The sequence below is a fragment of the Ruegeria sp. CDSA089 genome (assembly GCF_059612205.1).
In genome coordinates, this window is sequence record NZ_JBXWQD010000010.1 from 13525 (window position 1) to 38033 (window position 24509).

The following is a 24509-nucleotide window of genomic DNA, read 5'->3' on the forward strand; positions in this document are numbered from 1 at the left end:
GAACCGATGTCGGAGAGAATTCCAACGTCCCGTCGCAGCCTAAGCCGAAGATCCTAAGAAATGGGGGTAATTGATCTGTATTAAGGCGAAAGCGCGCCGCAGATGGCACAATAGCTCATTCAGGAAATGAGGAGGAACTTTCGATGCCGACAAAGAAATCTAGCACAAATAGCCCGACCTCACTTGTGGATGTTTTCAAGCAAATGCAGCCGCCCATGTCTGGCAATCCGGCCTTTGGCGCCCAGATCGAACAATTTTGGGACGCGCAAGAAAAATTGCTCGAAGAAACAGAGGCCTTTGCGCAGCATTGGTTCGAACGGCGTCACGAGGCGGTTCGGACGGCTCTACAAGCTGCACGCAAAGTGTCTTCCGCGAACCCGTCCGATCCAACGAAAGCGCTTCAGAGTATGACGGAATGGCAGCGCCATTCGGCTGAGCGGTTGGTTGCTGACGCGCAGGAATGGTTCGAAACTGTGTCCCGCTGTGCATCTTATGTCACTGAAACCGAAGTTGCAGCTGTTGAGAAAACAGTTGATGACGTTGCAGCCGCTACAAAGAGCGCCGGGAAATCTTCAAAGTCCGAACCTGTTTAGGGTTCGTGCTGCCGAAAAACCAAACTGAAATCATCGGAGCAGTAGATAGGAGGTCAAATGTACAAGAACATCCTGATCCCGGTTGCTCTGGACCAAGAACACGACACACAAGCGTCCTTTGCAGCCGCGCGCCAATTGGCCGATGCAGACGCCGTTTTTACCGTGGTACACGTTCAAGAGCCAATTCCCGCTTATGTGGGATCTCAGATTCCCAGCGAAGTACTCGCAAATACACGGCATGAAATCCTGGAAAACCTGCATCAGACTGCCTCTGAAATTCCAGGCGCGAAGGCTCGGCTCATCTCTGGGCACGCGGGCAGGGCCATTGTCGACTTTGCAAACGAGTGCGATGCAGATTGCATCGTCTTGGCATCGCACAAGCCTGGTTTTGAGGACATATTCTTGGGTTCCACTGCGAACAGAGTCGTGCATCACGCAAGGTGTTCGGTTCATGTAATTCGTTGATCCAAAGTCAGCGGTGTGACGTCCCTATTGGCTGGCCCAATACTTAGTGAGCCAAATCAGATCGAAAGAAGTGGCAGCTGAGCCAAAGAACCCTCGGACTGCAGCGACATGTTTTTTGCAATTTACGTGCGGTTTCGAATTTGTTGGAGCGCTGGATTACTTTATTGCGAAGAGCAGTTGCCGATCGGTCGTTAGGAGACTTTTGACACTTGGGTTGTCTCAGCGCCAAAGACTTCGCCTTTCTTGACGCAAAGCTGTTTGATGAAGGCCAAATCCTGCACCCACTACCAATACTCCAGTTCGAATATCTAACGTTTAGCCTCGTACAGCGCCGGGCCTTTTACGTTCGCGCCAACACCACCAGAAGAACCGTGGGTCGTGGTTGACGCTAGTGAAGACTGGGCGGTTTACATTCAGTTGCTGACTCGGTCTTTCAAAAAAGACGATATCTACACTGATCTTCTGCAAGTGCAGTTTTTTTACTAAGCTTTCAGGCCTTATGCATTGGTCAAGAAGAACGCCGCTTCCACCTCTAGTGTTCGGGTTTGCGGTTTGGGCAAGGTCCATCCGGGATTCGACATAGTCAATATCCCGACCAGAAAAACGCCCTGCGATCAGAAAACACTAAACCATGCCCCTTCGCCACCGTGCAAAATTTTGCTACACCCAATTTGAGTGTTGAAATTTGCACAATAGGCAAGATGCAATGGAAAACTGGGACGAAGTGAAAACCGCCTATCAGGTGGCGCGAATGGGTACGGTTAGCGGTGCGGCGGACGTGCTGGGCGTGCATCATGCGACGGTGATCCGTCATATTGATGCGATCGAAGCGCGGTTGGGGGTTAAGTTGTTTCAGCGTCACGCGCGGGGCTACACGCCGACCGAAGCGGGTGAGGATCTTTTGCGGGTTGCGCAGGCGACCGAAGATCAGTTCAATCAGTTGGTGGGGCGGATGAAGGGGCGTGGTGACGACGTTTCGGGCGAGTTGGTGGTTACGTCACTGTCGTCGCTGGCGCCGTTGATCGTCCCGGTGCTGAGCGCATTCCAGAGACTGCATCCCGATCTGATTGTCCGCTACCTGACCGGGGATCGCTTGTTCCGACTGGAATATGGCGAGGCGCATGTGGCTATCCGCGCGGGCTCGGCCCCGGATCAACCGGACAACGTGGTGCAGCCCTTCATGCGGCAGGAGGTCGGACTGTACGCGAGCAACTCCTATCTTGAGCAACATGGAAGGCCCGCCGGGATTGAGGATTTCCCTAACCACTATTTCGTCAGCACGGATGATGAAAACAGCCGGGCGCCTTTTTCAAAATGGTTGCGTGAAACCGTGCCCGTCGAACGGATCACATTTCGCTGCACGAATAATTTCTGCATACGCGAGGCAGTTCTGTCCGGTGCCGGGATCGGCTTTATGGCCAGGTGGGAGGCTGCGCGTGATCCAAACCTTGTCGAGGTGATTGAACCGTTGCCCGAGTGGTTCGGCAATCTGTGGCTGGTAACGCATGTGGATTTGCACCGCACCACCAAGGTTCAGGCATTTCTGTCCTACCTGAAAGAGCAGTCCAAGGATTGGCAAACATGAGCCCACAGGCACGGGGCCATCTGGCCATGCTGACATTCTCGGCACTGGTCGCTGGCAGTTTTTCCCTTGGGGCAATGATCGCAAACCAAATCTCGCCTGTCGCGGTTACAGCGGCGCGGTTCGCAATTGCAGCGCTGGTGATTGGTGCCGCTGCGTTGGCCACGACCGGGGTGCCCCGATCTGCTGCGCGGGCCCCGTGGCGGTACCTTGTTTTGGGCGGGTTGTTCGGCACCTATTTCGTATTGATGTTCGTCGGTCTGAAAACTGCACCACCGGTTAGTGCTGCGGCGGTCTTTACGCTGACCCCGGTTCTTTCGGCCTTGGCGGGCTGGGTCTTGTTACAGCAGGTGACGACCCCACGTATGGCACTGGCTCTGGTTATCGGAGCAACAGGAGCGTTGTGGGTGATTTTCCGAGCCGACTGGCAGGCCTTTATGGCGTTTCAGGTCGACCGGGGCGAGATCATCTACTTTTGGGGCTGTGTCGCGCATGCAATCTATACGCCGATGGTGCGAAAGCTGAACCGGGGTGAGCCTGCTGTGGTCTTTTCCTTCGGCACCATGGTCGCGGGGTGCCTCTTGCTGTCGCTATACGGCTGGAAGGACATAGCGGCGACCGATTGGGCAAGTCTGTCTTTGTTCATCTGGGTTGTCATTCTGTATCTGTCTGTCTTTGCCACGGCGGCCAGTTTCGTGCTGGTGCAATATTCGGCGCTGCGTCTGCCCTCGGCCAAGGTAATGGCCTACACCTATCTCGTACCAAGTTGGGTCATCTTGTGGGAGATTGCTTTGGGCCAGAAAGCCCCCGCCTTGCTGGTCGGGGTAGGGGCCGTGCTGACCGTTGTCGCGCTGGTTCTGTTGCTGAAATCCGAAGAAACGCAGAAGGCTGCGCCCGTTACCAAATGACTGTTGTGCTTTGAACAAGATATGAGACTGTAGAGCGGATACAGGTCAGATCAGAGGCACCTTGATGAAAGCGTTTTTCCCGTTCGCTGCGATGGCGATACTGACTGCGTGCGCGCCGCCGCAGCCCCCCAGCGGCGTCATCAGCGAAGCCGACCTGCAAGCCAGTTGTGAGGCACTGGTCGCGGCGGAATCCGGCGTGCGGGCAAGCGGTATTTCCGCGCGTCCCACTCAGTTTGAGGCGACAGGTTCGATCACCTTGGTAGATGTTCAGGGGGTATCTGCGCCTTGGCTGTGCCTTGCGGATGTGACGGGTGTGGTGACAGGTGTTGAGCCGGGCGCCTAGGCCTGCCGGTGCCCTTTGAGGCAGATCAAAGTTGTTACATTCGAATTTCCCTATGCTTTGAGCAGAGGAGGAATTCACTATGTATGACCACATCATGTTCCCAGTTGATCTGCACCTGCCGCCCACGGTTCAGAAAGCTGCCGAGGTCGCGGCAGCGGTCGCCAAGTGGCAAAGCGCCAAGATTACTGTTGTCAGCGTCACCGGAATTCAACCCGGTGACCCCGTGCAGCCTGACGCGATGGTCAACGAAGATCTGCGCAACTTTGCCGATCAACTCGCTGAAAAAAGCGGGGCCGAAGTTGACTTTCGCAACATCCACTCGGTCGATGTCGGTGCTGAATTGGATGGCGACCTGACGCGCGCAGCGGATGAGATTGGCGCGGACCTAATCGTGGTGGGCACGCATGCGCCACGGATCATGGACTACATCTTTTCCAGCCATGCCGGCTATCTGGCAACGCACGCCTCCATTTCGGTCTTTGTTGTCCGTTAGGCGGTTCAATCCTCGCCCGAGGGAAGTTCAACTTCCAGAAACCGTTCGAACGCGTCCAGATTGACGGGTTCGAACTGCCCAAAACCTTGCATCCAAACCGAAGCCGTCCGCAAGGCATCCGGTTCCAGTTTGCACCATTTCACCCGCCCCCGTTTTTCCTGGCTGATCAATCCCGCCTTGGTCAGGATCACCAGGTGTTTCGAGATCGCCGCAAGCGACATCTCGAACGGTTCGGCCACGTCGGTTACGGCCATGTCGTCCTCCAGCAACATCGCTAGGATAGCGCGACGGGTCGGGTCGGCGAGGGCGGCGAATACTGTGTCGAGATCGTTGGACATGTCTTCGCTGAACCACAGCGCCAGGGTTTGGTCAACCATTTGGTTGAATATGCGGATTCAGAGTTATCCGCGCGGTACCGTAAATGGACCTCCGCTTTGGGCGTAGAGACAAAAAGGTTTTTGGCATAAAAATCTGCTACTTAGCGGCTTTCTGGGTGCGACCTATACACCGTTGACTCTGTGCCCGCATCGCCTTAGCACCCTACCCAAGACTGTGCGAGGGAAACGCCCGTGACCGATGATGACCAAAAGCAGCGTATGGCGCAGCTGGAGGCCAAGATCGACGCGGCGAAAAAGGCCAAACAGCCCCCCAAACGCGCAGACAGTGACATATCCGGTGGCGAGCTTGCCTGGAGGATGGTCATCGAAATGGTATCCGGTCTGGGGATCGGATTTGGCATCGGATACGGGCTGGACAGCCTGTTCGGGACGATCCCGATCTTTCTGGTGCTGTTCACATTGCTGGGCCTTGTCGCGGGCGTGAAGGTCATGCTCCGCAGCGCGAAAGAGGTCCAAGAGAAACAAACGGCGGCGACGGCTGCTGAGAACGACGAGAGGGACTGAACGTGGCAACCGAGACCACCGCAGCAGAAGGCAGCAGCCTGGTATTCCACCCGATGGACCAGTTCATCGTCAAACCGTTGTTCGGCGACGGCGCAGTGGGCATGTTCACCATTACCAACGTGACGCTGTGGCTGTTCTTTGCGATCGTTGCGATTGTTCTGCTGCTAATCGTGCCGACCTCGAAGCGCGCGATTGTTCCGACCCGGATGCAGTCGGTGGCCGAACTGGCCTATGGCTTCATCTACAAGATGCTGGAAGACATCTGCGGCAAGGAAGGCGTCAAGTTCTTCCCCTATGTCATGACCCTGTTCATGTTCATCGTGACCGCGAACTTCCTGGGCCTGATCCCGACCTCGTTCACAACCACATCGCATTTCGCCGTGACCATCCCGCTGGCGCTGGCTGTCTTCCTGACCGTCACCATCCTGGGCTTTGTCAAGAACGGCGCGGGCTTCCTGAGCCTGTTCTGGGTCTCCAGCGCCCCAATGGCGCTGCGCCCGATCCTGGCGATCATCGAGCTGATCTCGTACTTTGTGCGTCCGGTCAGCCACTCCATTCGTCTGGCCGGTAACGTCATGGCGGGCCACGCGGTGATCAAGGTGTTCGCAGGTTTTGCCGCGATTGCCGTGATCTCGCCCGTGTCGGTTCTGGCGATCACCGCAATGTACGGTCTCGAGGTCTTGGTGGCCTTTATCCAGGCCTACGTATTCACCATTCTGACCTGTGTTTACCTTAAGGACGCTCTGCATCCGCATCACTGATTGGGTCTTGCACCCAGCACAGGAACGATAACCCAACATCGAAACTTCCAATTCGTAAGGAGATACATCATGGAAGGCGATCTCGCACACATCGGCGCAGGCCTGGCAGCAATCGGTTCCGGCGCAGCCGCAATCGGGGTGGGCAACGTTGCAGGCAACTTCCTGGCCGGCGCCCTGCGCAACCCTTCGGCGGCTGCTTCGCAGACCGCAACCCTGTTCATCGGTATCGCATTCGCAGAAGCCCTGGGGATCTTCGCATTCCTGGTCTCGCTGCTGCTGATGTTCGCCGTCTAATCTGCGGAACCTGATCCTTACGCGCAGGTGGGTCCAAGCCATAGCGGCCCACCTGTTGTAAAGACAACGTTCCGACGGAGGACATCATGGCGACTGAACCCCTAGCCAAAGAAGTAGCAGGTACCTGTGTTGACTCGTACGGGTCGGCCATCGGGATGCCGCAGCTCTGCTTTGATTGGTTCCCCAACCAGATTTTCTGGCTGGTCATCACGCTGGTCGTCATCTTTCTGGTCCTGTCCCGCGTGGCACTGCCCCGCATTGCGGCAATCCTGGCTGAGCGTCAGGGGACCATTACAAATGACCTGGCTGCGGCCGAAGATCTGAAGGCCAAGGCGGTCGAGGCCGAAGAGGCCTATAACAAGGCGCTGGCCGATGCCCGTGCCGAAGCGCAGCGTATCGCTGCTGAGGCGCGCGCCGAGATTCAGTCTGGTTTGGATGACGCGATTGCCAAGGCGGATGCTGAAATCGCTGCAAAAGCGGCTGAATCGGAAAAGGCAATTGCCGAAATCCGCGCCGGTGCGCTGGAAAGCATTCAAGTGGTTGCCAAGGATACGGCAGCTGAATTGGTTACAGCACTGGGCGGCGAGGCGGATGCCAAAGCCATCGACGGTGCCGTTGACGCGCAGATGAAAGGATAAGTGACATGCGGAATACTCTTGCCCTTATCCTGACCCTCGGCGCTGCCAGCCCCGCGCTGGCCGCAAGTGGCCCGTTCTTCTCGCTTGGCAATACCGACTTTGTGGTCCTGTTGGGCTTCATCGTCTTCATCGCGGTTCTGTTCTACTTTAAGGTGCCCGGCATGATCGGCGGCGCACTGGACAAGCGGGCCGAGGGCATCCAGTCGGAACTGGACGAAGCCCGTGCCCTGCATGAAGAAGCGCGCAGCCTGCTGGCCTCGTACGAGCGTAAACAGCGCGAAGTGCAGTCTCAGGCGGATGCCATCGTGGCAGCGGCCAAGGACGACGCGGTACTGGCGGCGGAACAAGCCAAGGTCGATCTGGAGAAATCCATCGCTCGCCGTCTGGCGGCTGCGCAAGACCAGATCGCATCGGCTGAGGCTTCGGCCGTGAAAGAAGTGCGCGATCAAGCCATCTCTGTTGCTGTTTCTGCAGCAAACGCGGTTCTGGCCAAGCAGATGACGGCTACCCAGGCCAACAAACTGATCGACGCGGCCATCGCGGATGTAGGCGAAAAGCTGCACTGACGGCTGAATACAGTTTGAACCATGACCCGAAAGCGTGCTTTCGGGTCATGACATTTTAGAAGACCTCTCGCCTGATTTGCTGGAATTTTGATGAACATTCTCGGCATTGTTCGAAATGGTGGAGAATCCCTGACCGCAACGCTCTTGCGCATCGAACAGCTGCGGGCGCACCTTGAGAGCAGTCGCGTGATCATCGCGACCAACGATAATAAAGACAATACCGACGACATCCTACAAGATTACGCGGCTCAGAACGCGGGAGTAGATGTGCTCTTTCTGGACAGTATGTCGGACCTGTTCGATGAACGCGTCGAGCGTATTGCCGTCGCCAGAAATGCAGTTCTTGAACATCTTCTTGCCACCAATCCGGTCCATCCTTTGACACTGGTTCTTGATATGGACGGACCCAATACGAAGATGGAACCAAATCAGGTGTTGAACGCGGCGGCGCGTCAGGTGCCACAGTGGGACGCTGTGTTTGCCAACTCATTGCCCGCCTACTATGACCTATACGCGCTGCGATGCGCAGGCTGGTGCGAACAAGACCCGTGGCGAGAGCTTGCGGCGCTAAAGCGGCCCAGGATGTTTCGCAGTGTCTGGTGGCGACGGATGCAGCGCAAAATCATTTATAGTCGCCAATACTCGATGCCGCCTGATACGCCAATGATTGAGGTGGACAGTGCTTTTGGTGGGTTGGGCCTGTACAAGACCGAAGCTTTGCATGGTGCCACGTACCGGCCACGGGATGAGACCGGCCACGTCACCTGCGAGCACACAACCCTGCATCTTTCGCTGCGCAACGCGGGAAAGCGTCTTTTCATTGACCCCGGTCTTACGACTTTGGCACAAACCGAGCATATGGGCCCCGGCAGCGGAAAGCGCATTCCAAAGAAGCTGTTGCAATGATCAACTTGTCAGTGTTGATGCAACCGGACAGAAACTCTGTTGCTGCGTCAACGCAGCTCGGCCTTGGGTAAAAGGATTATGCATGGCGAAAATGCCCAAGATAAGTCTGGTCATTCCAAACCTGAACTGCGCCGATTTTCTCGAGCAGACCATTACGTCAATTGTCAGCCAATCTTATCCTAATCTTGAGCTGATCTTGTCGGATGGAGGCAGCACAGACGGGTCGCTTGATATTGTCGAAAGATATCGCGGGGCATTCGCACATATCATATCCGAGCCGGATACAGGGCAGGCCAACGCTGTCAACAAAGGGTTTTCACGCGCCACTGGCGAGGTGATGGGGTGGATAAATTCCGATGATGTCGTGATGTCAGGGGGGCTGGGGCTTGTTGGGTCTCTTTTTGCGCTAAAACCAAAGTTGGATTGGGTGACGGGCAAGCTCACGACGATAGATGAAACGGGGCATGTTCTGGCCTCTCGACGCCCAAGGCCGATTTCGTACCAGCGGCTTCTTGCGGGCGACTATCAATGGGTGCAGCAGGAATCGACGTTCTGGCGGCGCAGCTTATGGGATAAAGCCGGTGGACAGCTTGACGAGCGCCTGTCCTTGGCTGTCGATGGTGAGCTTTGGCTGCGGTTTTCGCGCTGCGCCGAACTAATAGCAGTTCACGACAAGATCGGTGCGTTTCGGTTCCGCAAAGGCCAGCGCTCAGAGGCCATGGACGCCTATCATGCAGAAATGCTAGCTGTGATAGCCGCTGAAAAGCAGAAGGCAGACAGCGCGGACGCAGTTACGAAATCCATTGTGGCCGCACCCACCATACTGCGGAGCCGGTCGGAAGCTGACAGCACCTTTCCCGGACTGATCGACTACGATCCTAAACCGTTGAAGCACTTGAGCCTTTGGAGACACCGGTGTGAACGAGCTATTCGGAAGCTTTGAACCTCGCTGACATTCAGGCGGTCCATCATGTCAGATCAACGCGTTTCATGATCCAGTCGTTGCCGCGCGATTTCTTCGTTCCGTAAAGCCTTTTGGTGATCTTGTGTGCATTGTTGAACGAAGTTCAGGTGTTTCTGAACAGCCTCGCGGGCGCCTTCCGGGTCGCGCGCCTGTAGCGCGGTATTGATTGCACGGTGCTGATCCAAGATGGCTTCTCGGGTTGTGCGTTGATTGAACATCATTTGACGGTTGTAAAAGACGCCTTGGCGCAACAGGTCGAACATCGACCGCATCATATGCAGCATTACGACGTTATGGCTCGCCTCGATAATGGCCATGTGGAATTGCGCGTCCAGATTGGCCTCATCTTTCGGAGCGTTGCGGGCATGGGCGGCCTCCATCTTTTTAAAGATCGTTTGGACCACTTTCAGGTCGCTTTCTGATCCCATTCTCGCTGCGCGCTCAGCCGCCAAGCCCTCCATGTCCCGACGGAATGAGAGATAATCGAAAACTGCTTCTGGATGACTGCCAAAAAGGCGGATCAGGGCGGGTGAAAAGGCAGAGCCCAACACCTCGGCCACATAGATCCCGGATCCGGCCTTGGCGGCCAAAAGACCTTGCTCCTGAAGCTCCGAAATCGCCTCGCGCAAGGATGGGCGCGACACGCCCAACCGCTCGGCGAGTTCACGTTCAGCGGGCAAGCGTTCGCCGGGGCGTAGAATGCCGCGCAGGATCAGCAGCTCGATCTGCCGTACCACTGCGATTGAGAGCTTCTCGGTCTGAACTTTTTGGAAGGGCATAGGGATGTCGTCGCTGAAATTGGTCAATTCATATGACCATGGAATGCAGGCGGGTACAAGAATGTCGCGGCCTTGAGGTGAGAATAGGTCAGAATTATTGACTTTAAAAAATTCCTCGATACGCTGCCCATGTCCGAACAGGGAGGGGGCACATGTCGACACAAGCGCTGTTCGCTGCGCGTGCATCGCGAATGAAAGCGTCCGAGATCCGCGAGTTGTTGAAACTTCTCGATCAGCCCGGAATCATTTCCTTCGCTGGCGGTATTCCCGACCCGGCCTTGTTCCCAAAAGAAGAATTTGCGCAGGCGTTCCAGACCGCAATGACCGCAGATCACAGTGACCGCGCGCTGCAATATTCGGTCAGTGAGGGCTATGGTCCTCTGCGTGAATGGCTAGTCGATCATACGCGGGGCAACGGCATTGCTTGTGGGGCTGATAACATCCTGATCACCTCGGGGTCACAACAGGCGTTGGACTATCTTGGCAAGCTCTACCTATCGCCCGGGGATACCGCCTTGGTCGGTTGGCCAACCTATCTGGGGGCGATCAACGCGTTTGACGCCTATGAGCCGCGCTTCGACAGGCTGCACCTGAACGGCAACCAAGGAGCGGCGGAGTACGCCGCGGCAGCGGGCGAAGGGCGGGTGAAATTTGCCTATTTGTCACCGGACTTCGCCAACCCGACAGGTGAGACCGTTGATTTGCGCGCACGAGAGGGCCTGCTGGATCTGGCTGATGCGCTGGATATCGCGGTGATCGAGGATGGGGCCTATCAGGCGTTGCGTTACGAGGGCGATGCGATCCCGCCCATTCTGGCACTGGAGCAAAAGCGTAAGGGCTCGATCGAGGCGTGCCGGACGATCTATTGCGGCAGCTTCTCGAAAACCCTTTCGCCGGGCTTGCGTGTGGGTTGGATCGTGGCCGCGCAGCCAGTGATCCAGCAGCTTGTTCTGATCAAGCAGGCGGCTGATCTGCATTCGCCAACACTCAACCAGATGACGACCGAGCAGGTGGCGCGCACCTGTTTCGATAGCCACATCCCGATGTTGCGCCGAACCTATGGCGCGCGCCGAAACGCGATGTTGCAGGCGTTGGAGGACCATATGCCCGACGGGGTAGAATGGACCCGGCCCGAAGGCGGGATGTTCATCTGGCTGACCTTGCCCGAAGGGGTCGACGGCGCCGCGCTGTTGGCGCGGTCGCTGGAGACAGTCAAGCTGGCCTTTGTACCCGGTCGGGCGTTTTTCCCCGATGGTAGTGGGGCGAATACCGTGCGACTTAGCTTCTCGAACTCTGATGAGGCGACGATCCGCGAAGGGATCGCACGATTGGGGCAGGTCCTGAAAACCCAGATCGGGTAAGGTTTCATTAACGGTTTGCCCGCAACACTGGGCGTATGATCCGGTATCTGTCTCTCCTGGTGCTGGCCGCATGTTCGGCCGGCACGCCCCATTTTCGCGATGTGCCAGCCACGCGCGTGGCGGTGAATGGCAGTGTCTTTGACGTGCGCGTGCGTGGTGAACTGGCCGAGGCGGTGCGGATCAACATGCAATACGCGCCGCGGCTTGGTCCAATCCGCGACCGCGCAGCGTTGGCAATGGCACAGGTGTCGGGGTGTCCGATTCTGGATGTGCTGGGGGATGCCGCAGTCACCGTTGGTGTACTGGGCTGTGATCGAGAAATGGCCGAGCGCCTTTTGCTGACTGCAATTTCGCGCCCGAACTATGAATGCGTAGATACGGGCGTCTTCGACGATATCGGCGGCGATTACGGCTATCAGGTGTTTGAATGCACGCCCTACTGACTTGCGCGTAATCTTGCGTATTTGAGCAAGATGTTGTGGATAACTCAGGTCGAATTCCCATATCCTGCGCAACTGCGTTGACAGGTCCCCAATCCCTTGCGCAGACTTCAAGCATATAGGAATCACGGGACTCATTGCCTTTGCGCTTTAGCAAACTCAAACTCACCGGCTTCAAAAGCTTTGTCGATCCGACCGATTTGATCATCGCGGATGGGCTGACCGGTGTGGTGGGGCCAAATGGTTGCGGCAAGTCCAACCTGCTTGAAGCGTTGCGCTGGGTGATGGGCGAAAACCGTCCCAAATCCATGCGCGGCGGGGCGATGGAAGATGTGATATTCGCGGGGGCGGCTACGCGTCCCGCGCGCAACTTTGCCGAAGTGGTCCTGACTATGGACAATTCGGAACGGTTAGCGCCTTCGGGGTTCAACGACACGGACCAGTTGGAAATCATCCGCCGCATCACCCGCGACGTCGGCAGCGCCTACAAGACCAACGGCAAGGACGTACGCGCGCGCGATGTGCAGATGCTGTTCGCGGATGCCTCAACCGGGGCGCATTCGCCAGCGCTGGTGGGGCAGAACCGTATTGCCGAGCTGATCAACGCCAAACCCCGTGCCCGGCGGCGTATTCTGGAAGAGGCGGCTGGAATATCGGGCCTCTATCAGCGGCGGCATGAGGCCGAGCTGAAACTCAAGGGCACCGAATCCAACCTGACCCGCGTTGATGACGTGTTGGAACAGTTGGGCACGCAGCTGGCGCAACTTGCGCGTCAGGCCCGTCAGGCCGCGCGCTATCGCGAGATCGGTGAACAATTGCGGCAGGCCGAGGGAATGCTGCTTTACCGTCGTTGGAAAGAGGCCGATATGGCCCGCCAACAGGCCGAGGAGAAGCTGCGCGATCGGATCACAGAAGCCTCGCGTGCTGAGGCAGAGGCCCGTGTCGCCGCCGCAAAGCGCGCCGAGATCGAAGAAACCCTGCCGCCGCTGCGTGAGGAAGAGGCCATCGCCGCCGCCGTGTTGCAGCGCCAGCAGGTGCAGCGTGACCAGCTTTCTGATCAGGAAACCCGCGCCCGTCAGACCATCGAAACGCTCACCAACCGTATTCAGCAGTTGAGCAATGATATCGAGCGTGAAACCGGCCTGAACCGCGATGCGGGCCAGATGATCGAACGGCTGGAATGGGAAGCCCGCGAGCTGACAAAGGCCGCGGAAGGTCATGATGACAAGGTGGCCGAGGCGGCCGAAATCGCGCGCGAGGCGGCGTCGGTCTTGCAGGATCGAGAAGATCACCTGTCACAACAGACCGAGGATATGGCTCGTCTGGTCGCCCGTCACCAATCGGCGCAGCGTCTGGTCGAAGACAGCCGCAAAACGCTGGCCCGGTCCGAGGGCGAAGAGGAAAAAGCGCGCGGTGCTGTGAATGAAGCGCACGAAGCGCTGACACGCGCCGCCGAAGCATTCGAAGCCGCGCAAGAAGGCGAGGAAGAAGCGCGCGAGGCCGCCGAGGCCGCCGAAGAGGCACTGGCCGCCGCCGATGAGTTGCGCAGCGAAACGCAAGCGCGCGAAGCTGAAGCCCGCGCGCAACGGTCTGAGGCCGAGGGAGAGTTGGGGGCCATAAGGGCCGAGACCTCCGCGCTGTCCAAGCTTGTTGAACGCGACACCGCAGAGGGCGGACAGGTGCTGGACCTGCTGCGCGTCGCTCCAGGCTATGAAAAGGCGCTAGGTGCCGCGCTGGCCGATGATCTGCGCGCGCCTTTAGTCGACGGTGACGGGCCGTCGGGCTGGGTGCAGGTTGCGGGCTATGACGCGGATCAACCCTTGCCTGAGGGTGCCGAACCTTTGGCGCTGCATGTATCGGGGCCGGATCGCCTCAGTCGCCGGATCGCGCAGATCGGGTTGGTTGATGCAGATCAGGGCGCGCGGTTGCAGGCAGCGTTGAAACCAGGTCAGCGGCTGGTGTCGCGCTCGGGCGATCTGTGGCGTTGGGACGGGTTCCGTGCTTGGGCCGAGGACGCGCCCAGTGCAGCGGCGCTGCGGTTGGAACAGCTGAACAAGCTGGAAGCGCTGAAACAGGAACTGGCCCGGACCGAGGCGCAGGCCGATGGCGCGCGGGCGGCGCATGAGGCGCTGTCGCAGCAACTGGCCGACGTGACCGAGGCCGACCGCCGCGCGCGCGAGGCCCGCCGGGCTGCCGATCAACGCATGGCTGAAACCGCGCGGCAACTCAGCCGGGCCGAGGCGGATCGCAATCTGGCGCAGGGCAAGCTGGAAACCCTGACGCTGGCCGTGGATCGCCACAAGGAAGACGCCATGTCCGCCCGCGCCCAACTGCGCGAGGCCGAGGGCGCGCTCGCTGGCTTGGGCGATCTGGACAGCGCCCGTGCGCAGGTCGAAGACATCAAACAAACGGTCGAGGCCGCGCGGATCACCATGCTGACCCACCGCTCGACCCATGACGAATTGCGCCGCGAGGGCGAGGCACGGACCCGTCGCAGTCAAGAGGTCAAGAAAGATCTCAGCGGTTGGAAACACCGGTTGGAGACGGCGGAAAAGCGAATCTCGGAGTTGGTCGAACGCAAGGAAAGTTCTGAGGAAGAGTTGTCCGAGGCGTTGGCTGCCCCCGGCGAAATCGCCGAAGCGCGCGAAGAACTCAACGAATTGATCGAAGCTGCCGAAGCGCGTCGTGCCGAGGCTGCGGACAAGCTGGCCCAAGCCGAAGCTCAGCAGCGCGAATGGGTGATGGCCGAACGTGATGCGGAACGTCTGGCCTCGGAAGCGCGCGAAAGCCGGGCCGCCGCCGAGGCACGCTGTGACGCCGCCAAGGAAAGCGTGACCGCTGCGGCGGAGCGTATTGCCGAGGATCAGCAGCTGACCCCGAACCAGTTGCTGAACCAGCTGGACGTGAACCCCGACCAGATGCCCGCCGCCGACGCGCTTGAGGCCGAGGTCAACCGCCACAAGCGTCAGCGCGACGCGATGGGTGCGGTGAACCTGCGGGCCGAAGAGGACAGCAAAGAGGTTCAGGAAGAATTCGACACGCTGAATGGTGAAAAGGCCGATCTGGAAGAGGCGATCAAGGCCCTGCGCAGCGGTATCGCCAGCCTCAACCGCGAAGGGCGCGAGCGGTTGCTGACGGCGTTTGAGCAGGTGAATTCGAACTTCGCCATGCTGTTCAAGCATCTGTTCGGCGGTGGAGAGGCCAATCTGGTCATGGTTGAAAGCGACGATCCGCTGGACGCGGGTCTCGAGATCATGTGTCAACCGCCGGGCAAGAAACTCTCGACGCTCAGCCTGCTCTCGGGCGGAGAACAGACACTGACTGCAACCGCGCTGATTTTCGGGGTATTCCTCGCCAACCCCGCGCCGATTTGTGTGCTGGATGAGGTCGACGCGCCTCTGGACGACGCCAACGTGACGCGGTTCTGCGACCTGCTGGACGAGATGTGCCGCCAGACCGACACGCGGTTCCTGATCATCACCCACCATGCGGTGACGATGGCGCGGATGGACCGGCTGTTCGGCGTGACCATGCAAGAACAGGGCGTCAGCCAGTTGGTTTCAGTCGACCTGAAGAAAGCCGAACAGATGGTCGCCTAACTTTTCACTGCAACGTTATGCCTGTTGCAGAGCAGTTCGGTCTAGACTGTTCCCATGACGCGACTATTGATCCTCGCCTTGCTGACCGCTGGCCCCGCCCTTGCCGCCGAATGGCCCACGAAACCCGGAGACGTCCCACTGTCGCCCGAAGAACTGGACGCTTTGGCCGGACGCACGCTGACATTTTTTGACGACGGTCAGGCAAAATTCTCGGCCGGAGGGGCCTATTCCTACACCTACGCCAGCGGAGACGCCGCCTTTGGCACCTATTCCATCGCCGAGGACGGCAGCGTCTGTATTGCCTACCGCAACGGGTTCAGCAGGTGCGATCTGTATGTGCGCAGTGGTGAGCGGTTGGTGCTGATTGACGAAAAAGGGGATCGTTATCCGGTGAGGCCGGAGTGAACATCTGTCATTTGTTAACTGAAATTTCTCGGAAATATTAAGGTATGAAGAACCTTACTCAGATGGGATTTCTCGAGACGTTGGCCTTATGAACCTCACGCCGCCCGTGTCTTCTGAGGCAGAAAGCTCACGCAATAGTGTCTGTTTCTGCACTGGATTTGCAAATTTGAGAATGCCGTTACCATTGAGTGCCGCAATAGTTACTGGATTATCGAATTCGCGCTCTATCCGCGCAATTTCCTGATTGAATCTGACGAGAATAAAAACGAACCCGATACCAGAGGCAAAGTCCTGAGCAAAATTTGTGGCAAACTCGCCCTCAAGTAATTTTGCCACTGTATCCAATTGAACGACCAATTCTTCCAAGCCTATCGTAAGGGGGTCATCCGAGCCCGATTTCTTTGCTGTCGAACGGGATTGCTCAAGCGCAAGGATATATTGTTGCCTATATTGCTCAGAGCGGATTTCTTCCAAGGTCGCTTCGTCATCGTTGCGCATGATTGTTGCTATCAGCGACAGTTGCTCGGGTGTGTAGAGCGTAAGATAGTTTTCGACGGTTTGCGACATCATGCGGTCGAGAAATGGGGCGACATCTTCGTCTGGAATCAAATCAGCGAACCGTTCAATGTCATTTATTTTTATTCCTCGCTGCGAGAGTGGCTTGAAGTAGACATCGACAAATTGCTTTTTAAGGAGAGCCTCTACGGAACTGAGTATTTCCGGGTCGATGCTGCGTCGTGCTACTAGGCGAGCGTCCTCTTTAGGTGAAGCTAAACAGGCTTGCCAACCGAGCGTAAATGATAGCAGAAGAATGATCTTGAGGACAAATTGCATTCTAAAATAGCCTAAGTAATAAGGTGTTATAGTTAGTTTCGTGCGGTCGGTTACTTTAGGGTGAGACCAATGCTTAAAGCATTGTTTCCCGAACTTTCCACGGACAGTCTGTGCGGCTCTATTGCAAATAAAAACCGACCTATCACCAATTGTGAAACAAGAAATTTCGAAAGTTAAAGGTTTTTTACAACCGCCCCAGCAGCTCCACCGTCGGCCACGCATCTGCTGGCAGACCCAGTCGCTGTTGCTCAGCCTGCACCGCCGCCCGTGTTCCGGCTCCCAGAATGCCATCGATCTTGCCCACATCATGGCCGCGTGCCTGAAGTTTGCTCTGTAGCTGCTTCATCTGCGCACCCGACAAGCCCTGCGCCGGGTTGCCTGTGTCATAGATCTGTGCGCCCTCAAGTCGCGTGCCGAAATATGCGGCGGTCAGGACGTAGGTAAAGCTTTGGTTCCACTCGAAATACACGTCGAAATTCGGATAGGCCAGAAAGGCAGGCCCTTTAAGCCCCTGCGGTAAGATCAGCGCGGCGGGCAGGTTGGACAGCGGCCCGCTGCGGGCCTGAACGCCCATCGCTTGCCACTCGGACACCGGGCGTGATTTGCCTGGGCCGGACAGGGACCAATCCATTTCGCTGGGCACAGTGACCTCTTGCAGCCAAGGCTGACCCGGTTGCCAGCCCAGATTCGACAGCATCTTGGCCCCCGACATCAGCGCATCCGGAGCCGAGGTTTTCAGCGAGACCTTACCGTCCCCATCCCCGTCCACGCCGTTCTCAAGAATATCGCGGGGCAGCATCTGGACCATGCCGATTTCTCCGGCCCAAGCCCCGGTGGTGCGGGCGGGGTCGAAATTGCCCTGCTCGTACAATTCGATAGCAGCGAAGATTTGCGGACGGAACAGCTCGGGCCGACGGCAGTCATGGGCCAGCGTCACGAGCGCATTGCGGGTGTTGAAATCACCTTGAAAGGCACCGTAGTCGGTTTCGAACGCCCAGAAGGCCAGAAGTACGCCGCGTGAGATGCCGTAGTCACGCGCGATCCGGTCAAACACGGCGTCATATTTGCGCGACATAGCCTGCCCGCGATCAATGCGGTTTTGCGAGATCAGGCGGCGCGAAAACTCGATGAAAGGCTTTTGGAACACGCCCTGCGCACGGTCCGCTTTAAGCACCGCGCCGTCTTGTTGCACGCCTTTGAAGAACGCGTTGACGGTCTCTGTATCGAACCCTTGCTGGACGGCCTCGGATTTCAGTCCTTTGACAAAGGCGTTGAACCCGCCTCCGCATTGGGCAAAGGCGGGTGACACCAAAAGAGCGGCGGCTATAAGGCCAGAGAGCAAACGCATGAAACGGGTCCGTCAGAAAATGAAGCTGACCCCAACCGACACCGACACGAGGCCAAGCGCAAGCCCCCAAACCCGCCAGAGCAAGTCGCATGCGCGGAAAACCTCTGACGCGCCAATCTCGCGTGGGGCGTCGCCGTTGACCCAGGCCAGATCGCGCAGCTGCCCGTCATAGCTGCGCGGTCCAGCCAGGGCGACGTTCAAGGCGCGGGCCATGGCGGCCTCAGGCCAGCCAGCGTTGGGCGAGATATGGCGGCGGGCATCCGCGACCATCTGAGGCCAGCGCGCCCATTGGCCCGACAGCGCCACGATCATCACGCAGGTCAGGCGGGCGGGGATCAGGTTAAGTACATCGTCCAACCGTGCCGAGGCCCAGCCGAAGTCGCGGTATTTTTCGCTGCGGTAGCCGATCATGCTGTCGGCGGTGTTTACGGCCTTGTAAACCAGCAGACCGGGCAGGCCGCCGAGAAGAAACCAGAAAGCGGGCGCGATGACCCCGTCGCTGAGGTTTTCGGCCGCGCTTTCGATCGCTGACCGCGCGACCTGCGCCTGCGTCATGTCGCGTGTATCGCGCGAGACGATCATCGCCACTTTCCCCCGCCCGTCTTCCAGCGAGACGGCCAAACCGGCACCAACATCGCGCACATGGCTGACCAATGACTTCTGAGCCAGCAGAATGGCGCAGGCGATGATTTCGACTACTGGTCCCAGAAGGGTCAGCGCGCGCCCAATAATCAGTGCGCCGCACACCAACAAGGCGACAACCGCGACACCTTTCAGACGCCGTTGCGCACCGTGGTTGAGGCGTTTGTCGAGCCAGCCGATAAGGTTACCGATCAGGACGGCAGGGTGTTTCACCCGCGACCACAACCAGTCGGGTTCGCCCAGGGCCGCATCCAGACAGAGGGCGCAGACCAGAAGGAAGGCGGTGCTCACAATGCCGCCTCAAGCCGGGCCCAACCGTCTGCTGGTGGCAAGCCCAGACGCAGGTAAGTTGTCGAATAGGGAAAGATGCGGCTCCAGATATGGGCGCTGGCCAGACGGTCCTGCCATTCGGCGGCGTCTTCGACGGAGTAAAGGCGAAAGAGCGGTGTACCCCCGACCAAACTGGCACCCTGACCCGTCACGAGGGTATCCAGCCGGTCCGCACCTTGCTGAAGATACCGTCGGGTGGCTGCGGCCCAGCCCGTGTCCTGAAAAGCCCGCGCGCCAATCCGCAAGGCGGGACCCGAGACCGCCCATGGGCCTGTCAGATCGTTCAGCCGCGCGATCAGCTTTGGGTCGCCGACGGCAAAGCCAAGGCGTAATCCGGCCAGCCCCCAGAACTTGCCAAAGCTTTTCAGGACGATAACGCCCGGCCGGTCAGCCAGATGGATCAGCGACGCTTCGGGGGAAACATCGCAGAAACTCTCGTCAATGATAGTCAGCGGCGCATTGGCGTCGGCCTCGGTCCAATAGCGACCATCGGGATTGTTGGGGTGAACGATGACACGGGCGTCGGTTGGACCATCGGGTTGAATGCTCCAGCCCTGCGCGGAAAAGGCGGCGGCGTGTTCGTTATAGGTTGGCGTCGTGATCTGAACCCGCCCCTGCGGTGCCAAGGCCGGAATGCGGGCGATCAAAGCCGAGGCGCCGGGTGCAGGCAAAATCGCGGTGTTATCAGGTACGGACCAGAATTGGCGGGCCGCGTCGGTCAGACGCTGGAACGCGCCGTGGTCGGGCAGGGCGGTCCAATCCTCGGCACTCAGGTCGGACACCGGGTAGGGCTGCGGGTTGATTCCGGTCGACAGGTCCAGCCAGTCTTGCCGCGATCCGCCATAGGCTTGAATGGCGTCATCCAGCCCTCCGCCATGGTCGCGGCGCGCGCGCGGGTTCAAGTTTTTGTCAGAGCTTGTCATTAGGGTCTCGCCGGAATCGCCGATTTCGGCCCGTTTCAAGCGGATTTTCGCCATTTACACAAGCGAATCCGTGCTTCGGCGGCAACCGGAAAACAGCGTTAACCCTTTGTTAAGGAATTGGCGTGATCACAAACTCAGGGGTCGGCACCGTTCACCACTTCATGTGCCGAGGTTGTTACTTATGAATGTTTTGATTGTTGAGAGTAATCCCGACCTAGGTCGGGTCTGGAAGCGGCACCTTGAACGTCAAGGCGCTGAGGTCACGCTTGTCGCCGGGCAAGAGGCCGCGATCCTCGCGCTTTATGGGGTCGCGTTTGACATTATCGTGCTGGATTTGGTGCTGGAGGCAGGCAGCGCGCTGGCCGTGGCCGATTTCGCCAGCTATCGCCGCCCTGAGGCGCGGGTGATTTTCGTCACGAACACCACCTTTTTCTCGGACGGGTCAATCTTTGCCCACAGCCCCAATGCCTGCGCCTATGTGCAAAGCGGAACGCCGCCAGAGGATCTGGCGGCGATGGTTGAACACTACGCGGCGGGACGCTGACCGCGCCCATGCGGTTCCCCGTAATCCAGCACTGGGTTGGTCGGGACAATGCGGTGCGGATTGATGCTTTCATGGCTGTAGTGGTAGTGGCGCACGATGTGCTCCATGTTCACTGTCGGCGCGATGCCGGGCCATTGATACAGCTCGCGCGTATAGGCCCATAGGTTCGGATAGTCGATCAGCCGCCGCCGGTTGCATTTGAAGTGCAGGTGATAAACCGGATCGAACCGGATCAGGGTCGTGAACAAGCGCCAGTCGGCCTCGGTGATGCGATCCCCCATCAGATAGCGGTTTTGGGACAGACGGTCTTCAAGCCAATCCAGCGTATCGAATAGCGGCCCGACAGCGCTGTCATAGGCGGCTTGGCTGGTGGCGAAGCCGGATTTGTAGACGCCATTGTTGACGTCTGAATAGATGCGGGCGTTGACCTCTTCGATGTCATCATGCATCGCCTCGGGCCAGTAATCGTCGGTGTTGCCGGTGATCCCATCAAAGGCCGAGTTGAACATGCGGATAATCTCTGAACTTTCGTTCGAGACGATCGTTTCCTGTTCCTTGTCCCAAAGGATCGGCACTGTGACACGGCCGGAATAGGACGGGTCCGCCTTGGTATAGATTTGATGGGCATAGTCCAGCCCGTACAGATCATCCCCGGTTGCGCCTTTGTCGTCTGGCTGAAAGTTCCAGCCCTTGTCCAGCATATCCGGGTGCACGACCGAGACCGAGATCAGATTGCTTAGCCCCTTGAGTTCCCGGAAGATCAGGGTGCGATGCGCCCAGGGGCAGGCGTGGCTGACATAGAGGTGATAGCGTCCAGCTTCCGCCTTGAACCCGCCCTTGCCCGAGGGGCCCGCGCTGCCATCGGCGGTCAGCCAGTTGCGGAACTGCGCAGCGCTGCGTTTGAACGCGCCGCCGGTGGATTTGGTGTCATACCAAGTGTCGTGCCATTTGCCGTCGACCAACAGGCCCATCTTTGTCCCTCCGAAATCCGATTTCGGCAAACATAGGGTGTCGCTCGGGTCGGTTCCATGCGAGGGCGCGCGCATCTTGCCTGCGTCATTGCACAGGTCGATCCGGGATTTCCGCGCAACAGATTGAAATCGGTTTGTTTCAGGTTCTCAGCTTCATTGGATTTTTACGAAGAGTTGCTCACAATAGTATGTACTGCGGGGGAAAATTGTTATGACGACCTATGTTTCTAAGGAAATAAGCGCCGAATTGGATGCGGCGCGAATCGCGGGGTTGAAAAAGACCAGCCGCCTTCGTGTCGAAATCGGCGACAATACATATAAAATTCTGAGATTGTGGAAAGACGGCTTCACGGTTGAGGCCGCAACGACGCCGAAATTGCGCGGGTTGGTCGATATCTATGACGGTGCGAACCATCTGTACCAATGCCTGATCATCGCTGACGAAGATGAGGCGGGTGAGATGCGGTATGAGTTCAAGCGTAGTACTGCCGCCTCGGATAAGGCTCCTTTGGATTTCTACCGTGCGCCGGATGCGCCCATCGCGCTGCTAGGCCATAAGGACTAACGGTATGCCCGACGGACAGACCGCCGGGCCTTCCGATCACTGCAAATCTGCAAAAGCACGCTTCAGCCGGGCGCATGCGTCCTCGACACGGCTGCGCTGAGTAGCAAGGTTGAAACGCTCGAAGGTTTCTCCGCCTGCTCCGAAGCCGGGGCCGGGTGAGGTGGCGATTTTGGCATCTTCTCGCAGACGTCGGGTGAACTCGGCATGGTCCATGCCTGTGCCCGAAAAATCGACCCAGGCCAGATAAGTGGATTGCAACGGCATTGACCAAAGGCCGGGGATTTCAGCAATCGTCGCGTCGAACAGTTTGCGGTTTCCGTCCAGATGCGCAACCTGCTGGTCGACCCATGCGGCGCCCTCGGGCGTGTAGGCGGCGGTGATCATCGCCACACCTAGCGCGCTGGGGTCATAGTCCAGCGCCTGAATGCGGTGGCGCATGTCCGCGCGCAGCTTAGTATCGGGAATGATCATATTCCCGGTGCGTTGACCGGCGATGTTGAAGGTCTTGGAAGCCGCCGTCAGGGTCACCGTCCAAGGGCGCGCATCAGGTGCTGCAACATCCATCGGCACAAAGGTGCTGCCGGGATAGACCAGATCATGATGGATCTCATCCGACACCAGGATCAGCCCGTTCCGTTCGGCAAACGCCGCGACCGCGCGCAGCTCGTCCGGTGTCCAGACCCGGCCCGAGGGGTTCTGCGGTGAGCACCACAGCAGCATCTTTTCCGACCCGTCCAGTCGCGATTGCGCATCCTCGAGGTCAACGGCATAGCTTTCACCATCACGCACCAATGGGCATTCGACCACGCGGCGGCCGGATTTGTTCACTTTGTGCGCGAACTCATGGTAAACAGGGGAGAAGATCACAATCCCGTCGCCCGGCTGAGACCAGACATCCAGACACAGGGCGATCGCGTTGCCCAACCCCTGCGACGTCAGGACCCAATCTGTGTCAATCTCCCACCCGTGGCGATTTACCATCCACCACTGGACCGAAGCCAGATAGTCCGGATGCATCCAGGAATAGCCGAACACACCGTGATCGACGGCCTGTTGCACGGCATCAATCACGCAAGGCGCTGTGCGATAATCAGAATCCGCAGTCCACATGGCCAGCCCGTCATCTGGCGAAATGCCATAGAGGCGCTCCATCTTGTCCCATTTTGAACTGTTGGTGCCCCGGCGGTCGGTGAGGTCGTTGAACGTCATGTCATCTCCATCTGTCGCGACGAAAGCTAGTTACAATCGCGGCAGGTGCAAGGGGGGCGTTGCGGCGGATCGCACGATGGCCTAAATCAACTTCATGAAACGCACTATTCTGATCCATCCCGACCCCCGCCTGAAAAAGGTCTGTGCCCCCGTGGCCGATCTGACGGATGAGCTGCGCAAGCTGGCCGACGACATGCTGGAGACGATGTATGACGCGCCCGGCGTCGGGTTGGCCGCGCCGCAGATCGGAGTGCTGGATCGGTTGATCGTGCTGGATTGCGTCAAGGAAGAGGGCGAGGCCCCGCGCCCCTTGATCATGTTCAACCCCGAGATCATCGCGTCGTCCGACGAAACGAATGTGTACGAGGAAGGTTGCCTGTCGATCCCCGAGCAATATGCCGAGGTCACCCGTCCCAAAGTCGTGGATGTGGCCTGGATCGACCGCGACGGCAACGCGCAGCAGGAAACCTTCGACGGCCTTTGGGCCACCTGTGTGCAACATGAGCTCGACCATCTGAACGGTAAGTTGTTCATCGACTATCTCAAACCGCTGAAACGCCAGATGATCACGCGCAAAATGCAAAAGTTGAAACGTGAAATGGCCCGCGCATGACGGTCCGCGCTTGTCTGCCTTGGCCTGACAAACGTCTGCGCACCAAGGCGGAAGACGTGGCAGAGGTCACCGATGAAATTCGCGCCATCTGGAATGACATGATCGACACGATGGAGGCGATGCCCGGCGTCGGCCTCGCCGCGCCTCAGATCGGGGTGATGTTGCGGCTGGCCGTGGTGGATGGCTCGACCGAGCGGGGCAGGGCCGTTCGTCTGGCGAACCCCGAAATCCTGCACAGTTCGATTGAGCTACGTGAACATGATGAGGCCAGCCCGAACCTGCCCGGCGTCTCGGCCAAGGTGAAACGTCCGCGTGCGGTAACGGTGAAGTTCTTGAACGAACAGGGCATGATTGATCGTCGTGACTTTGTGGGGATCGAAGCCACCAGCGTACAACATCAGATCGACCACCTGAACGGTCGGATGTATTTCGACCGGCTCAGTAAAGTCAAACGTGACATGCTGCTGCGCAAAGCCAAGAAACTCGTGTAATCGGGCTTCAGCCCAGCATCCCCAACCTCCGGAGGCCCCT

At 58.3% G+C, this 24509-nt stretch carries 29 protein-coding genes; 21 read left to right on the forward strand and 8 right to left on the reverse strand.

Going from position 1 to position 24509, the window contains the following annotated elements:
- Positions 1 to 143: 143 nt before the first annotated feature.
- From AC2FJ6_RS18595 to AC2FJ6_RS18620, 6 genes are all read left to right on the forward strand, one after another.
- Entirely contained in the window at positions 144 to 593 is a 450-nt protein-coding gene (locus tag AC2FJ6_RS18595) for a phasin family protein (RefSeq protein ID WP_170775244.1), read from the forward strand.
- A 57-nt stretch (positions 594 to 650) separates the two neighbouring features.
- Positions 651 to 1058, forward strand: a complete 408-nt coding sequence (locus AC2FJ6_RS18600; RefSeq protein WP_170775246.1) for a universal stress protein — start codon at positions 651 to 653, stop codon at positions 1056 to 1058.
- A gap of 706 nt (positions 1059 to 1764) precedes the next feature.
- Positions 1765 to 2643: a LysR family transcriptional regulator gene (locus tag AC2FJ6_RS18605; protein ID WP_170775248.1), complete on the forward strand. Its 879-nt coding sequence runs from the start codon at positions 1765 to 1767 to the stop codon at positions 2641 to 2643.
- The gene (locus AC2FJ6_RS18610) at positions 2640 to 3548 is read left to right on the forward strand and encodes a DMT family transporter (RefSeq protein WP_170775250.1); all 909 of its coding nucleotides are present in this window, start codon (positions 2640 to 2642) and stop codon (positions 3546 to 3548) included. The genes AC2FJ6_RS18605 and AC2FJ6_RS18610 overlap by 4 nt, the downstream gene beginning before the upstream one ends.
- A 64-nt stretch (positions 3549 to 3612) precedes the next feature.
- Positions 3613 to 3891: a hypothetical protein gene (locus AC2FJ6_RS18615; RefSeq protein WP_170775252.1), complete on the forward strand. Its 279-nt coding sequence runs from the start codon at positions 3613 to 3615 to the stop codon at positions 3889 to 3891.
- Positions 3892 to 3970: 79 nt separating this feature from the next.
- Positions 3971 to 4384: a universal stress protein gene (locus AC2FJ6_RS18620; protein WP_170775255.1), complete on the forward strand. Its 414-nt coding sequence runs from the start codon at positions 3971 to 3973 to the stop codon at positions 4382 to 4384.
- Between the two features lie 5 nt (positions 4385 to 4389).
- On the opposite strand, the gene AC2FJ6_RS18625 is transcribed toward AC2FJ6_RS18620, so the two are convergent.
- Positions 4390 to 4722 (reverse strand): ArsR/SmtB family transcription factor, encoded by a 333-nt coding sequence (locus tag AC2FJ6_RS18625; protein ID WP_170775386.1) that lies wholly within the window; start codon positions 4720 to 4722, stop codon positions 4390 to 4392.
- Between the two features lie 231 nt (positions 4723 to 4953).
- Here AC2FJ6_RS18625 and AC2FJ6_RS18630 point away from each other — a divergent pair, with 231 nt between their 5' ends.
- From AC2FJ6_RS18630 to AC2FJ6_RS18660, 7 genes are all read left to right on the forward strand, one after another.
- Positions 4954 to 5286 carry an AtpZ/AtpI family protein gene (locus AC2FJ6_RS18630; RefSeq protein ID WP_170775256.1) on the forward strand — a complete coding sequence of 111 codons (333 nt, stop codon included), beginning with the start codon at positions 4954 to 4956 and terminating at the stop codon, positions 5284 to 5286.
- Positions 5287 to 5288: 2 nt separating this feature from the next.
- Positions 5289 to 6047: a F0F1 ATP synthase subunit A gene (locus AC2FJ6_RS18635; RefSeq protein ID WP_170356118.1), complete on the forward strand. Its 759-nt coding sequence runs from the start codon at positions 5289 to 5291 to the stop codon at positions 6045 to 6047.
- Positions 6048 to 6116: 69 nt separating this feature from the next.
- Positions 6117 to 6341 carry a F0F1 ATP synthase subunit C gene (locus AC2FJ6_RS18640; RefSeq protein ID WP_005981269.1) on the forward strand — a complete coding sequence of 75 codons (225 nt, stop codon included), beginning with the start codon at positions 6117 to 6119 and terminating at the stop codon, positions 6339 to 6341.
- Between the two features lie 86 nt (positions 6342 to 6427).
- Positions 6428 to 6979: a F0F1 ATP synthase subunit B' gene (locus AC2FJ6_RS18645; protein ID WP_170775262.1), complete on the forward strand. Its 552-nt coding sequence runs from the start codon at positions 6428 to 6430 to the stop codon at positions 6977 to 6979.
- 5 nt (positions 6980 to 6984) lie between these two features.
- The gene (locus tag AC2FJ6_RS18650) at positions 6985 to 7545 is read left to right on the forward strand and encodes a F0F1 ATP synthase subunit B (protein ID WP_170775264.1); all 561 of its coding nucleotides are present in this window, start codon (positions 6985 to 6987) and stop codon (positions 7543 to 7545) included.
- 90 nt (positions 7546 to 7635) lie between these two features.
- Complete coding sequence (locus AC2FJ6_RS18655; protein ID WP_170775266.1) at positions 7636 to 8451, forward strand: glycosyltransferase family 2 protein; 816 nt, start codon at positions 7636 to 7638, stop codon at positions 8449 to 8451.
- Between the two features lie 91 nt (positions 8452 to 8542).
- Positions 8543 to 9394, forward strand: coding sequence for a glycosyltransferase family 2 protein (locus tag AC2FJ6_RS18660; protein WP_496669676.1), 852 nt, complete (start codon positions 8543 to 8545; stop codon positions 9392 to 9394).
- Positions 9395 to 9429: 35 nt separating this feature from the next.
- On the opposite strand, the gene AC2FJ6_RS18665 is transcribed toward AC2FJ6_RS18660, so the two are convergent.
- Entirely contained in the window at positions 9430 to 10194 is a 765-nt protein-coding gene (locus AC2FJ6_RS18665) for an FCD domain-containing protein (RefSeq protein WP_496669677.1), read from the reverse strand.
- Positions 10195 to 10346: 152 nt separating this feature from the next.
- On the opposite strand from AC2FJ6_RS18665, the gene AC2FJ6_RS18670 reads away from it, so the two are divergent.
- The 4 genes from AC2FJ6_RS18670 to AC2FJ6_RS18685 all read left to right on the forward strand — a co-directional run bounded on the left by AC2FJ6_RS18670 (position 10347) and on the right by AC2FJ6_RS18685 (position 15999).
- Positions 10347 to 11555 carry an aminotransferase-like domain-containing protein gene (locus AC2FJ6_RS18670; protein WP_496669679.1) on the forward strand — a complete coding sequence of 403 codons (1209 nt, stop codon included), beginning with the start codon at positions 10347 to 10349 and terminating at the stop codon, positions 11553 to 11555.
- A 35-nt stretch (positions 11556 to 11590) separates the two neighbouring features.
- Positions 11591 to 11998 carry a hypothetical protein gene (locus AC2FJ6_RS18675; RefSeq protein ID WP_170775274.1) on the forward strand — a complete coding sequence of 136 codons (408 nt, stop codon included), beginning with the start codon at positions 11591 to 11593 and terminating at the stop codon, positions 11996 to 11998.
- Positions 11999 to 12138: 140 nt separating this feature from the next.
- On the forward strand, positions 12139 to 15594 hold the full coding sequence (locus tag AC2FJ6_RS18680; protein ID WP_480552654.1) for a chromosome segregation SMC family protein: 3456 nt from the start codon (positions 12139 to 12141) through the stop codon (positions 15592 to 15594).
- Between the two features lie 54 nt (positions 15595 to 15648).
- Entirely contained in the window at positions 15649 to 15999 is a 351-nt protein-coding gene (locus tag AC2FJ6_RS18685; RefSeq protein ID WP_170775278.1) for a hypothetical protein, read from the forward strand.
- Positions 16000 to 16053: 54 nt separating this feature from the next.
- Here the strand turns inward: AC2FJ6_RS18685 and AC2FJ6_RS18690 are convergent, their stop codons facing one another.
- The 4 genes from AC2FJ6_RS18690 to AC2FJ6_RS18705 all read right to left on the reverse strand — a co-directional run bounded on the left by AC2FJ6_RS18690 (position 16054) and on the right by AC2FJ6_RS18705 (position 20076).
- Positions 16054 to 16833, reverse strand: a complete 780-nt coding sequence (locus AC2FJ6_RS18690; RefSeq protein WP_170775280.1) for a hypothetical protein — start codon at positions 16831 to 16833, stop codon at positions 16054 to 16056.
- A 184-nt stretch (positions 16834 to 17017) separates the two neighbouring features.
- On the reverse strand, positions 17018 to 18181 hold the full coding sequence (locus AC2FJ6_RS18695; RefSeq protein WP_496669681.1) for a lytic murein transglycosylase: 1164 nt from the start codon (positions 18179 to 18181) through the stop codon (positions 17018 to 17020).
- Positions 18182 to 18193: 12 nt separating this feature from the next.
- Positions 18194 to 19114 carry an adenosylcobinamide-phosphate synthase CbiB gene (gene cbiB, locus AC2FJ6_RS18700; RefSeq protein WP_170775284.1) on the reverse strand — a complete coding sequence of 307 codons (921 nt, stop codon included), beginning with the start codon at positions 19112 to 19114 and terminating at the stop codon, positions 18194 to 18196.
- The gene (locus tag AC2FJ6_RS18705) at positions 19111 to 20076 is read right to left on the reverse strand and encodes a threonine-phosphate decarboxylase (protein ID WP_170775388.1); all 966 of its coding nucleotides are present in this window, start codon (positions 20074 to 20076) and stop codon (positions 19111 to 19113) included. The genes cbiB and AC2FJ6_RS18705 overlap by 4 nt, the downstream gene beginning before the upstream one ends.
- 181 nt (positions 20077 to 20257) lie before the next feature.
- Between AC2FJ6_RS18705 and AC2FJ6_RS18710 the strand changes: the two genes are divergently transcribed.
- Positions 20258 to 20620, forward strand: a complete 363-nt coding sequence (locus tag AC2FJ6_RS18710; RefSeq protein ID WP_170775286.1) for a response regulator transcription factor — start codon at positions 20258 to 20260, stop codon at positions 20618 to 20620.
- Here AC2FJ6_RS18710 and AC2FJ6_RS18715 read toward each other — a convergent pair.
- A complete protein-coding gene (locus AC2FJ6_RS18715) occupies positions 20602 to 21591 on the reverse strand; it encodes a glutathione S-transferase family protein (RefSeq protein ID WP_170775288.1) in 990 nt (329 codons plus the stop codon). The genes AC2FJ6_RS18710 and AC2FJ6_RS18715 overlap by 19 nt on opposite strands.
- Positions 21592 to 21802: 211 nt before the next feature.
- On the opposite strand from AC2FJ6_RS18715, the gene AC2FJ6_RS18720 reads away from it, so the two are divergent.
- Positions 21803 to 22156, forward strand: a complete 354-nt coding sequence (locus AC2FJ6_RS18720) for a hypothetical protein (RefSeq protein ID WP_170775290.1) — start codon at positions 21803 to 21805, stop codon at positions 22154 to 22156.
- 36 nt (positions 22157 to 22192) lie between these two features.
- Here AC2FJ6_RS18720 and AC2FJ6_RS18725 read toward each other — a convergent pair whose 3' ends face one another.
- Positions 22193 to 23365: a MalY/PatB family protein gene (locus AC2FJ6_RS18725; protein WP_170775292.1), complete on the reverse strand. Its 1173-nt coding sequence runs from the start codon at positions 23363 to 23365 to the stop codon at positions 22193 to 22195.
- 94 nt (positions 23366 to 23459) lie between these two features.
- Here AC2FJ6_RS18725 and def (AC2FJ6_RS18730) point away from each other — a divergent pair, with 94 nt between their 5' ends.
- Positions 23460 to 23978 (forward strand): peptide deformylase, encoded by a 519-nt coding sequence (gene def, locus AC2FJ6_RS18730; protein ID WP_170791624.1) that lies wholly within the window; start codon positions 23460 to 23462, stop codon positions 23976 to 23978.
- A complete protein-coding gene (gene def / locus AC2FJ6_RS18735) occupies positions 23975 to 24469 on the forward strand; it encodes a peptide deformylase (protein ID WP_170791623.1) in 495 nt (164 codons plus the stop codon). The genes def (AC2FJ6_RS18730) and def (AC2FJ6_RS18735) overlap by 4 nt, the downstream gene beginning before the upstream one ends.
- Positions 24470 to 24509 lie beyond the last annotated feature (40 nt).